This is a genomic window from Lachnobacterium bovis DSM 14045 (assembly GCF_900107245.1).
Lineage (GTDB): Bacteria > Bacillota > Clostridia > Lachnospirales > Lachnospiraceae > Roseburia > Roseburia bovis.
Window position 1 is genome coordinate 16220 of record NZ_FNPG01000032.1, and the last position, 10903, is coordinate 27122.

A 10903-nucleotide genomic window follows, 5' to 3' on the forward strand; every position below is an offset into this window, starting at 1 on the left:
GAAGTGCTTAAGAAAAGGATTTATGGATAAGATTTCTGTGATTCGGATTTTGAATTATTAAAACTCATGTTCCGCGAACGTGTTGTAAAAGCCGCAAAATAGCATTTGTCTGACAAATGCACTGCTTGCGGCGCGAGATTTTTGGGATTTTGGACTGCCCGTAGTAGTCAGGTTGACTGATGACTGCGGGCAGTTTTGGTGTGCACAGAAATGCACATCTACGATGATATTTTAGGCTTGAGGATTCCTTAGAAAATAAAAAGAGGTGATGGAGATGAAGTTAATACATGTGGGGCAGATTGTTACCACAAAGAAAATAATAATCGGTTTTATAGATGAAATTCGAACACCAGTTATCCATTAACTGTCTGTTTAAGGCTTTTATTTCATTAACGTAATAATTGGCAATTAAAACACTAAACGAAGCTTTAATAAAAGAAAAGAAACCTAAAAAACTTAATTCTACATTCTATTAACTGGTATAACTACGTCAGACCACATACTCATAATAACAATTTAACACCAATGAAATTAAGGTTTAGCTAATTTATCCGTACGACATGTTACCCAAAATGTTGACCAGTACACACGGAGGACATCCGTTATTAAGATGGATGGCCGGCAACGTGGTGGTCGATACGGATCCTGCCGGAAACATCATGGTAACGAAGGCAAAATCGAAAGAAAAGATCGATGGTATTGTTGCTGCGATCATGGCACTTGACCGGTGCATCCGAAATCAGACGGAGCCACAGGGGAGTGTTTATGATGAGCGTGGCCTGTTGGTCTTGTAAAAGGACTCTTGACAAACTATCAATTAATGTACATACTATCAATTGATAGTGAATATATTGAGGAAGGTGATTGACATTTTTCTTAGCACGCAATCGAAAAAAGAGAAGTCATCGTTTTCCTGGAAGAATTGAAAGAGTTTCTGGGAAAAGAGGATTTTAATATAGATTTTGATCTTACGCTGATAAAAAAGAAAAAGCCCAATGATGAAGAACACTCTACACCATATACACTATTGGATCTTGACTATGATATATGGGATGTGGTTGAGAGACTTAAAGAGCTAACAGTTTCTGAGTATTCCGAGACAAAGATTGACAAAGATGATTTAGATCCACCATTATTGTTTGTTTTCGGAATAGACATTAACAGAAAGCTTGTTTATGTGAAATTAAAGATTAAGGGAGATCAGAAGCGACGCATATTATGCGTGTCATTCCATTACGCAAGGGAGCCTATGAAATTCCCATATGCGTAAACGGAAAGGAAAGGAGGCAAACTATGGAGACCAGCACATTAATTAGAAAGGTTCATATGGATTGTCCTTTGTGCGACAAAACACATGAAGTGGAAGAAAGAAAACGCTTTGCAACGATTACTCTGAAAGGGGATAAGGTAACCTATGAAGAGAGGTTTTATTTTTGTGCAAATGCGAATGATGAGGAAAATGAATTTGAAACGGGTTCTATGACAAATGAAAATCTTCTCAACGCTAGGAATGCATATCGTGTTAAACATGGATTACTTACTTCTGATGAAATCGTGGCAATAAGAGAAAGCTATGGATTGTCTCAAGTAGACTTAGCAAGATTACTTGGATGGGGAGAAGCTACAATTTCTCGTTATGAGAGTAAGGCGATTCAAGATGAGGCATATGATACTATGCTGCGTTTGATAAAAGATAATCCGCTGCAAGCTTTAGAATTTTTGAAGAAAAATGCGGATAAATTTCCTGGTCGTAAAAGATTTGAAGTAAGATCAAAAATCGTGGAGAAGTTAGATGCATATGGAAAAGAATACCTAACACGACAAGCATTTGAAGGTGAGTATGCAAGTTTTGAAGAGCCCTCTGATTCAAATGGATTTGTTTTGTTGGATATAGATAAGCTTGAAGCCGCTATTTCCTATATGGCTGAGAAGGTATCAAATCTTTTCAAGGTTAAGTTGATGAAAATGCTTTGGTACGCTGATGCCTTATCTTATAAAGAGAATGGAGTTGCAATTACTGGTCTAGTTTATCGCCATAATGAAATGGGAGCGCTTCCGATAGGTCATTATAGCCTTATGAACCTCGAAAAATTGAATGTTCACGAGGAAGTAAGCATTAACTATGATTCCATGCTTCATATTTATCCGAGTAAGGGCATGGATTATAGTGTATTAAGCGATAAGGATAAATCTATTTTAGATGCTGTGATAAGGAAGTTTAAGAATTATAAGGCACAAGAAATCGTAGATTACATGCATGAGGAAAAGGCATATCAAGGAACAAATCCTGGAGAAATAATACCATTTTCGATGGCTAGAGAGATAAGAACTTTTTAATGCTTGAACACTTATTGCAATAATGAGGCACTTGCAGTGATGCGAGTGCCTTTTTGAATGGAGGATTTTATATGGGAATTTAAGATAAGTTTTAATAGTTATTATAATTATCTTAAGGGCAATAAAAATGAGTATTATGCTCAAAGAAAAGTTATATTTGATAACTTATTAAAGCAAGATTTTACAATTAGCAATAAAAATAAAGTTTGGTGCACGGATTTTACTTACATGCGACAAGCAAATGGCAGGTTTAGATATAACTGTACAATTATAGATTTATATGATAGATCAGCAATTACTTCAGTTAATGCAGATTATATGAATACAGAATATGACAACGCTCCAATGAAATTAAGGTTTAGCTAATTTATCCGTCTGACATGTTGCCAAAAATGTTGACCAGTACAGTGTCTGCTTAGACACCCTATATTTTTTTACAGAAAATAATTTTCATCAGCCGTCTAGGAAGACATGATACAAACTTTTTCTGAATGCATTTTTCAAAATTTTGAGGTGAAAGTTCGGGATTTCCGAACTTTGAAGGAGGTTAAAACTATCTGATCGTGATGTTGAAGATGTTTATTGGGTAATAAAGCGTAAGGTTGAAGGATTGCTTTAAATTCAGGTGTTTATCTGCTCCTGGAAATTAAAAAAAAAAAATAGATGTAACCATTGACATTACATCAAAATTATGATATATTTACGTCATCAGATGCAATCACAACGGTTACAACAATGAACTTTTTAACATTTGAGGATGGAGATAAGGTTTTCCTTCAGACAGTATATAATTTTGCAGGAGCAGGAGAGCAGGTCGGATTTGATGTATTCCGCTTTGATGCAGACGGTAAGATCGCAGAGCACTGGGATGTAATGGAGACATTAGCTGATAAGTCTACATGGGCTAATGAAAATGGAAAGTTTTAATGTAACCATTGCAACTATATCTGTCATGAAGTAAAATGATGGCAGGAGGGCGCAAATCGTCCAGTGGACGATTGTTCTGCGCCGACCGAAATGGAATGGAGAGATTAAAAATGCAGATATCAAGCAGATTTACGGTTGCACTTCATATTTTTACATGTGTGGATACATTTAAAGATGAACACAAGGTAACGAGCGATTTTCTTGCAGCCAGTATAAATACGAATCCTGTAATCATTAGAAAGATACTTACTCAGCTTAAGAACGCAGGACTAATAAATGTTATCAGAGGAACAGGCGGAATAGAGTTTACAAGAGATCTTAAAGACATAACTTTTTATGATGTGTATCAGGCAATTGAGCCTTTGGAGGATGGAGATTTATTTAGATTTCATGAATCACCAAATCCAGAGTGCCCTGTTGGTAGGAATATCCATTTACTTTTGGATGATAAGTTGAAAAGCATCCAGGAAGCGATGGAATCAGAGATGAAAAAATACACTCTTAATGATTTAAGATCCGGAATGCAGGAACTGTTGGCAAAAGAAGCTTAACAATGAGACTCTGAGGTGTTTACTTCAGAGTCTTTTTTAGAAGGATGCGGAAGCTGCTTATCTGTTTGTCCCCAAAGTTGTATTGTCACAGCCAGGATTCCATATGTCATAGAGCAGGAACATTGTCTGCACTGTGGTAATTGTTTGAATACCTGTCCTGCCGGGGCAGTAGTTAGGAGATGAAAGCTATGTCAAAGAATACAAAACAAGAAGAACGTCTTGATTATCTTGTGGAAGAGTTCAAGGCAGATTCAGATGAATATAAGGAAATACAGACGCCAAATAGTACGGAAGATAAAAGACGAATCTTAAGGTCACTTATGAATATCCGTATACCGAAAGAATTGTCCTCTGAAGTAATGAAAGTGCAGGATGAATATTTATTAGAGAGAGCAGCTGAAAAGGGTGTGGTGAATCTATCAGACATCCCGGATATCAGAGATGGACTTTCTATTTGGCAAGGGGATATCACAAGACTTTCGGTGGATGCTATTGTTAATGCCGCTAATTCGCAGATGCTTGGTTGTTTTGTTCCGATGCATACTTGCATAGATAACTGTATCCATACTTTTGCAGGAGTGCAATTAAGAGCTGAGTGCAACAGGCAGATGAATGAACTTCGAATCAGATATGGAAGAGACTATGAACAGCCGACCGCCGTTCCAATGCTTACTGAAGCTTATAATCTTCCAGCAAAGAAAGTAATTCATATAGTAGGACCAATCGTACAGTACCGCCTTACTCCTGAATTGGAAAATGATTTGGAGAACTGCTATAGAAACACTTTGGATATGTGTGCTGAAAATGGCCTGAAGAGCGTTGCTTTTTGTTGTATTTCAACGGGAGTTTTTCGCTTTCCAAATCAGAAAGCTGCCGAGATTGCCGTTAAGACCGTATCAGAATGGCTCCGCGATAATCCTGGTAAGGTAGAAAGGGTGATATTCAATGTTTTTAAAGACGAAGATAAGGCCATTTATGAAAAACTTATATGATGATATGCCTATGCAATTGTCATTGGAGCAGGAGCGGGACTATCAACATCTGCTGGCTTAACATATAGCGGCAAGCGTTTTGAAAAATACTTCTATGCAATATTGGCTCAAACTCTTGGCTGCATAAAAAATAGCGTAGCAGGCACAAGACTGCTACGCTTAAAAAGTCTAACTTTTAGGGGTTACCTCATTGAGGTGATTCCTCAAATAATAAAAGAGTTACCTTTTTATTTTAAATTAGTAATTTTACGAATATAAATTATCTAAATTTATTTGTTTTTTGAATACGCATATTCGAGTAATCTATTGTCTATACTATCAATTTCTGCGAATACAACTTCATCAGTTTTTACTTCAAGTATTTCAAACATTTTAGCTGATGATATATCAACACACTCTAAAGTGAACTTATCATTTTCAATTGATTTAATAAATCCTGTATCTAGTTCTTCTTCATCATTTCTTATAATAGTAATGAGTGATTTTTTTTGATAGGCTAATTTGAGTAAATCATTAATATTTGCAGAAAGTTCAGAATATGTAATAGTAGGATGGTTATCATTTTGCTCTTTTTTATCGTTCCAATACTCTACATATAATTTCATTTTATCAATATATTCTGAATCATAGATGACTTCAGTTAAAGTGTTTTTTTTCATCCAATAAAAGCCGTCCCATTTTCCTTGTAAATCAAGTGCTTCTATTAGAACTGCATCATCAGAATCTAAAATACATTTTCCAACAGTGAAATCTTCTCCATCTGAATAGAATTCTGCTATTTTATCTTTTAATAATGTTATCATTTCCTATATAATCCTCCTTAAAATGTAAATTTATAAAACTAGCTTTATATATAAATGAATCCAGGAAATATTATATTAGATTATACAAGATTATACAATAACTTTTCAATAATCCGGTGGTTCTCATATTTTTAATTCCTACAGTAAACTTACGCCGTCCGCCTTACACCTCGATTTGTAAAATAACGGGTTTTGTGTTATCGTATATATAACAGTTATATATATGGCGGACTTGAATGTATATTGTGAACTATAACAAGCTACTTTAATTTAGAATTAAATTTGAAGAGGAGGAGTTGCTTATTGAAATATCAGCATTGGAAAATTGCATTTGCGTATATTGGTGTAATCATAGGTGCAGGTCTTTCAAGCGGACAGGATCTGCTTCAGTATTTTCTTTGTTTCGGAAAAATGGGACTCTTGGGGGTTTTATTTCTGGGTGTGCTCAATGCTATCTTCGGAAGAATCATGGTGACCTTCGGATGCTATTACAGGGCAGATAATCATGAAGAGGTTTTCTCTCAGATTGCCCATCCATTTTTTTCAAGGATTCTGGATATAGTTCTGGTCATAGGAAGCTTTGTCATGGGATTTGTTATGGTGGCAGGAGCAGGTTCCAATCTGAATCAGCAGTTTGGTATACCTTCGGGAATAGGAGCTCTTATATGTTCTATACTTATAGCGGTGGTTGCTTTTCTGGATTTCGATAAAATCACGAGTGTTCTCGGAATTTTTACTCCTGTAATCATTGTTATGTTACTGTCCATAACGGCCTACACATTTATAGGAAAGTCCTATGATTTCGCTGCATTGGATGCTACGGCAAGAACCATAAAGCCGGCTATGAATAACGTATTTCTCTCGGTTATCAACTATTATGCTCTTTGTGCCATGACAGGTGTTTCCATGGCATTTATACTTGGAGGTACGGTTGTACGAATCGGTATAGCCGAAAAGGGAGGTACTTTGGGCGGTATCATGGTGGGCATAATAGTTTTGGCTGCTTCATTTTCGATTTTTGCCAATATCACGGAGGTGAAGGATGCGGATATGCCTATGCTTGCCATAGTCAATAACATACATCCGTGGTTTGCGGTGTTGTATGCCTTCACTGTATTCTCTTTGATATTCAATACGGCATTTTCGCTTTACTATTCGATAGCCCGAAGATTTTCCGGTGGCAGTACAAAGAAGATGCGTATCATAATGATCGCAGTCGTTGCAGGTGGTTATATCTGTAGCTTTGGAGGCTTTAAGACACTTATAGGAGTTATGTATCCTATACTTGGATATATGGGAGTGCTGCTTCTTATCATACTTTTCGTTGCATGGATACAAAAGAGAAAGGACATCATCGTAGAAAAGTTTTTCAGACGTAATATGCTCCGCATATCTTTAAAAAAGCAGCAACCGGATAAACATGTAACTGAAAAAGAGAAAGAACTTTTCCATAGTTTAAGTGAAATAAGTCCTGCTGAAACTGATGCTCTAAAGAATGACATTCATGAAACTACAAAACAGATCATGGAAAATACAGATGATATCAAAAAGTACATGGATGAGAATTTGTCTGTGGATGATATAAAAATCCAGAAAAATGTAAATGAAATGATGGATAGTGAAAACCAAAAATCAGAAAAGTGATTATAAATAGAAAGCGGTAGATTCATTGAATCTACTGCTTTTTTCGTGATAAGCCCATCAAAATACGATTAATTTGATAATATCCGATGGTTATTATGACCATCGGATATTTAAAGGAACTTTTGGAAATAGTATAATGCATTATATTACTATTGGAAAGAATCTTTGAGATGAGCTAGAAATCTTTCAGCGATAGGTGTAAACGCCTGATATCTATTCCATGCTATATATATTCTATTTTCAAGCTTCGGAGACAATGGTCTGAATACAAGGCCGCTGTCTTTTGACGTATTTATAAGATGTTCATAGGTGAGAAGATATCCTAAGCCTTCCATGGCAAAAATTGATCCATTGTAAGAAAGGCTGAAGGAACCTTCTAACTGAAGCTCTGAAAATCTGCTTCCAGCCCAGTTTCTAATATCTCCATTCCATGCCTGATCAGAACAGAATAATGGCAAGCCTACAAGGTCATCCAAATGGATGGCTTTTTTCTTTGCTAGGGGATCGGTATCTGGAATGATAAGTCCCCAGGTGTCTGTTTGAGGAAATTCGATATATTCGTATTTGCGGATATCCGGTTGTTCTACCAATACTACAAAATCAAGTAAACCTTTAGCGACTTTTTCAGAGAGCTGCTCTGTATCACCGCTTGTGATGTGATAATGAAGGTTCGGATAGTGTTGTTTAAAATTTTTTATAGATCTTGCCAGGTATCTAAGCTGGTAGGATTCAGCAAGACCAAGATAGAGTTCTCCACCAGCTATATCATCCAGAGAAACAAATTCCTGCTCGATTTTATCAGCCATGCGGACAAGATCTTCGGCACGATTGCGTAGCAGAATTCCTTCATCAGTAAGCTGTATACTAAAAGCATGTCTTGTGAAAAGCTTTTTCCCAAGTTCTTCCTCCAGCGATTTAAGCTGTTTTGACAGGGTAGGCTGAGTTACATGCAGAAGTTCAGCAGCTCTACTCATATTTTCTTCTCTTGCTACTGCTAAAAAATATCTTAAAGTTCTAATCTCCATAGAATTTCCTTTCCATGATCAGTGCACTCGAAATACTTCGTATTTCTCGTTCTTCGGCATTCGCCGAATATCAATATTTATAAAACTAGGCACTAATGTGAGCAAGCTCCCAAGTTCATACTTTTATAAATATTGCTGTACTGCTCATTGTTATATGATATGCCAAAAAGGAATAATATGATATTCATTATAACCATTAGCAAGAGTATTTGCAAGCTCGTATAATAAAGATGTCAGATAAACAGTACGATTGAGTGAGGAAATCTCATGGATAAAGAAAAATTGAAACAGTGCCTTATGGATACAGGATGTCACGAAGATGCATCAGAAAATATCCTTAAGCAATATGAATCTGGAAGCATGGAAAACATGTTTCGACTTTTGAAAAAAGAGCGTTGCCGCATAATGGATGAATATCATGAATGTGGAAGAAAAATTGATTGCATGGATTTTATGCTTAGAAAAATCGAAAGCGAAATGAACAAGAATAACGGAGGTATCAAGTGATGAAGAAAACAGAAGAACTTAATTTAGTAACAGAATGGGATAAGGTATTTCCAAAGAGTGAAAAAGTAGATCACAAGAAGGTAACATTTGCAAATCATTTTGGAATCACCCTGGCAGCTGATATGTACATACCAAAGAATGCTACAGGAAAACTTCCTGCGATTGCAGTGTCAGGTCCTTATGGTGCTGTTAAGGAACAGTCATCAGGTCTTTATGCACAGACCATGGCAGAAAGAGGTTTTCTGACGATTGCCTTTGATCCTTCTTTTACAGGAGAGTCAGGTGGCTTTCCAAGATATATGACCTCACCGGATTTAAACGTTGAGGATTTTCAGGCAGCGGTAGATTTCTTGTCTGTTCAGGATAATGTTGACCCTGAGCGAATCGGAATCATAGGTATCTGTGGCTGGGGAGGTGTAGCCCTTCAGACCGCCTGCCTTGATACAAGAATTAAGGCTACGGTTACATCAACAATGTATGATATGACAAGAGTTGCAGCGAATGGATACTTTGATGCTGATGATAATAAAGAGGCAAGAGTGAAGGCCAGAAAGGCTGTAAATGCTCAGAGAACGGAGGATTTTAGAAACGGTACATACGCTTTGGCAGGAGGAGTTGTCGATCCATTGCCTTCGGACGCTCCGTTCTTTGTAAAAGATTACTATGATTATTACAAGACTAACAGAGGTTATCATAAGAGAAGTCTTAACTCAAATGATGGCTGGGCAATTACCGGAATGATATCACTTTCTAATATGCGCCAGTTCCATTATGCAGGAGAGATTGATAATGCAGTTCTTATGATCCATGGCGAAAAGGCCCATTCCTGCTATATGAGTAAGGATGCTTTCAAGTTGCTTAATGGAGATAATAAAGAGCTTTATATCATTCCTGATGCAGTACATACAGATCTCTATGATGGTGGAGATAAGGATTATATTCCTTTTGACAAGTTAGAGAGTTTCTTCAATGAGTATTTAAAGTAAAAATCGGGAGGTAAATTCACTATGGAAAGAGAAAAAATCGTTCAAACAGCAGGAAGAGATGTACTTGGGAGTTTTGCGCCTGACTTTGCCAGATATAATGATGATGTTTTGTTTGGTGAAGTATGGAATGACATGACATTGGATTTAAAGACAAAAAGCATAATTGTAATTTCTGTGTTTATGGGCAGAGGTCTTTGTGACGACTCTTTAAAATACCACTTGCTTACGGCAAAGAAAAACGGAATTACAAAAGATGAAATTTCAGCCATTGTTACTCATGCCGCATTTTATGCCGGCTGGCCAATGGCGTGGGCTGTATTTAATATGGCTAAGGAAATCTGGAATGATGATTCCCCAGCCTGTGATGATAAAGAAAGATTTCAGAAGGAAGTATTTCTTCCAATTGGAGAAAAGAATCCTTATGGAAAGTACTTTACAGGGCAAAGCTATCTTGCACAGGTATCCTTAGAACAGGTGCCTGCATTTAATGTGACATTTGAGCCTGGTTGTCGTAACTTCTGGCATATTCATCATGCAAAATCCGGTGGAGGGCAAATGCTCATATGTATAGGTGGCAGAGGCTGGTATCAGGAGGAAGGAAAAGAAGCAGTAGAACTTACTCCGGGTAAGGTTGTGAATATTCCGGTAGGCGTAAAACATTGGCATGGAGCTGCTTCCGATTCCTGGATGAGTCATCTTGCTTTTGAGATTCCTGCTGAGGATGGAACAACGGAATGGTGTGAACCGGTTTCTGACAAGTTATATGGTGAATTAAAATGATGTCGAAAAGAATTGTAGCAACACTTATAAAGTTATACTTATTTATGTACAAAAAATATTAAATAAAAATGTACAAATGATATGATATATGAGTTAAACAGGAGGAACTCACAATGATTATAAAATCAGATATCATATCAGATTTAAAGATTGAATCAGTTAATGATTTATATAAATTAAAACCATTTATGGAGGAAGGCATTTTGAAAGTAAATAAAAGCCAAATAAGCAGAGAATTAGGTATAGATCGTAGAACCGTAGATAAATATATTAATGGATTTGAAAAATCAAAAACCCGTAAATGTAATAACTGTATTACACCTTTTTACGATGTAATTAAAGAGTTATTGG

The 10903-nt window shown here is 36.5% G+C and carries 13 protein-coding genes and 3 pseudogenes; 14 read left to right on the forward strand and 2 right to left on the reverse strand.

The genetic code is table 11. The annotated features are described in order from the left end of the window. Nucleotides 1–587 precede the first annotated feature (587 nt). From BLV79_RS11155 to BLV79_RS13370, 9 genes and pseudogenes are all read left to right on the forward strand, one after another. A pseudogene (locus BLV79_RS11155) lies at nt 588–794 on the forward strand (terminase TerL endonuclease subunit); the annotation flags it as partial. Nucleotides 795–922: 128 nt separating this feature from the next. Beyond that, nucleotides 923–1270 (forward strand): hypothetical protein, encoded by a 348-nt coding sequence (locus BLV79_RS11160; RefSeq protein ID WP_074718985.1) that lies wholly within the window; start codon nt 923–925, stop codon nt 1268–1270. A 23-nt stretch (nt 1271–1293) separates the two neighbouring features. Continuing rightward, nucleotides 1294–2337 (forward strand): type II TA system antitoxin MqsA family protein, encoded by a 1044-nt coding sequence (locus tag BLV79_RS11165; protein ID WP_074718987.1) that lies wholly within the window; start codon nt 1294–1296, stop codon nt 2335–2337. A 57-nt stretch (nt 2338–2394) separates the two neighbouring features. Continuing rightward, on the forward strand, nt 2395–2703 hold the full coding sequence (locus BLV79_RS12480; protein WP_083354563.1) for a hypothetical protein: 309 nt from the start codon (nt 2395–2397) through the stop codon (nt 2701–2703). A 306-nt stretch (nt 2704–3009) separates the two neighbouring features. Continuing rightward, nucleotides 3010–3264: a hypothetical protein gene (locus BLV79_RS11175; RefSeq protein ID WP_074718989.1), complete on the forward strand. Its 255-nt coding sequence runs from the start codon at nt 3010–3012 to the stop codon at nt 3262–3264. Between the two features lie 110 nt (nt 3265–3374). After that, nucleotides 3375–3815, forward strand: a complete 441-nt coding sequence (locus BLV79_RS11180; RefSeq protein WP_074718991.1) for an Rrf2 family transcriptional regulator — start codon at nt 3375–3377, stop codon at nt 3813–3815. Between the two features lie 15 nt (nt 3816–3830). Beyond that, entirely contained in the window at nt 3831–3998 is a 168-nt protein-coding gene (locus BLV79_RS13315) for a DUF362 domain-containing protein (protein WP_408606301.1), read from the forward strand. 5 nt (nt 3999–4003) lie between these two features. Beyond that, nucleotides 4004–4807 (forward strand): protein-ADP-ribose hydrolase, encoded by an 804-nt coding sequence (locus BLV79_RS11190; RefSeq protein ID WP_074718993.1) that lies wholly within the window; start codon nt 4004–4006, stop codon nt 4805–4807. Nucleotides 4808–4813: 6 nt separating this feature from the next. Continuing rightward, nucleotides 4814–4903 (forward strand): annotated as a pseudogene (locus tag BLV79_RS13370) (Sir2 silent information regulator family NAD-dependent deacetylase); the annotation flags it as partial. 173 nt (nt 4904–5076) lie between these two features. Here BLV79_RS13370 and BLV79_RS11195 read toward each other — a convergent pair. After that, complete coding sequence (locus BLV79_RS11195) at nt 5077–5610, reverse strand: hypothetical protein (protein ID WP_074718995.1); 534 nt, start codon at nt 5608–5610, stop codon at nt 5077–5079. Between the two features lie 303 nt (nt 5611–5913). Here BLV79_RS11195 and BLV79_RS11200 point away from each other — a divergent pair, with 303 nt between their 5' ends. Beyond that, nucleotides 5914–7254, forward strand: a complete 1341-nt coding sequence (locus BLV79_RS11200) for a YkvI family membrane protein (RefSeq protein ID WP_074718997.1) — start codon at nt 5914–5916, stop codon at nt 7252–7254. Nucleotides 7255–7403: 149 nt separating this feature from the next. Here the strand turns inward: BLV79_RS11200 and BLV79_RS11205 are convergent, their stop codons facing one another. Continuing rightward, nucleotides 7404–8279: a LysR family transcriptional regulator gene (locus tag BLV79_RS11205; protein WP_074718999.1), complete on the reverse strand. Its 876-nt coding sequence runs from the start codon at nt 8277–8279 to the stop codon at nt 7404–7406. Between the two features lie 267 nt (nt 8280–8546). On the opposite strand from BLV79_RS11205, the gene BLV79_RS11210 reads away from it, so the two are divergent. The 4 genes and pseudogenes from BLV79_RS11210 to BLV79_RS11225 all read left to right on the forward strand — a co-directional run. Then, complete coding sequence (locus tag BLV79_RS11210) at nt 8547–8786, forward strand: hypothetical protein (protein ID WP_022750282.1); 240 nt, start codon at nt 8547–8549, stop codon at nt 8784–8786. Then, the gene (locus BLV79_RS11215) at nt 8786–9772 is read left to right on the forward strand and encodes an alpha/beta hydrolase (protein ID WP_022750284.1); all 987 of its coding nucleotides are present in this window, start codon (nt 8786–8788) and stop codon (nt 9770–9772) included. Before BLV79_RS11210 ends, BLV79_RS11215 begins: the two co-directional genes overlap by 1 nt. Before the next feature lie 21 nt (nt 9773–9793). Then, on the forward strand, nt 9794–10552 hold the full coding sequence (locus BLV79_RS11220; protein WP_074719001.1) for a carboxymuconolactone decarboxylase family protein: 759 nt from the start codon (nt 9794–9796) through the stop codon (nt 10550–10552). Nucleotides 10553–10665: 113 nt separating this feature from the next. Continuing rightward, nucleotides 10666–10903 (forward strand): annotated as a pseudogene (locus BLV79_RS11225) (helix-turn-helix domain-containing protein); the annotation flags it as partial.

Coding starts and splice junctions, on each gene's coding strand:
- BLV79_RS11195 (WP_074718995.1), bottom strand. CDS start 5,610: ATGATAACATTATTAAAAGATAAAATAGCAGAATTCTATTCAGATGGA.
- BLV79_RS11165 (WP_074718987.1), top strand. CDS start 1,294: ATGGAGACCAGCACATTAATTAGAAAGGTTCATATGGATTGTCCTTTG.
- BLV79_RS11215 (WP_022750284.1), top strand. CDS start 8,786: ATGAAGAAAACAGAAGAACTTAATTTAGTAACAGAATGGGATAAGGTA.
- BLV79_RS11205 (WP_074718999.1), bottom strand. CDS start 8,279: ATGGAGATTAGAACTTTAAGATATTTTTTAGCAGTAGCAAGAGAAGAA.
- BLV79_RS12480 (WP_083354563.1), top strand. CDS start 2,395: ATGGAGGATTTTATATGGGAATTTAAGATAAGTTTTAATAGTTATTAT.
- BLV79_RS11180 (WP_074718991.1), top strand. CDS start 3,375: ATGCAGATATCAAGCAGATTTACGGTTGCACTTCATATTTTTACATGT.
- BLV79_RS11190 (WP_074718993.1), top strand. CDS start 4,004: ATGTCAAAGAATACAAAACAAGAAGAACGTCTTGATTATCTTGTGGAA.
- BLV79_RS11210 (WP_022750282.1), top strand. CDS start 8,547: ATGGATAAAGAAAAATTGAAACAGTGCCTTATGGATACAGGATGTCAC.
- BLV79_RS11220 (WP_074719001.1), top strand. CDS start 9,794: ATGGAAAGAGAAAAAATCGTTCAAACAGCAGGAAGAGATGTACTTGGG.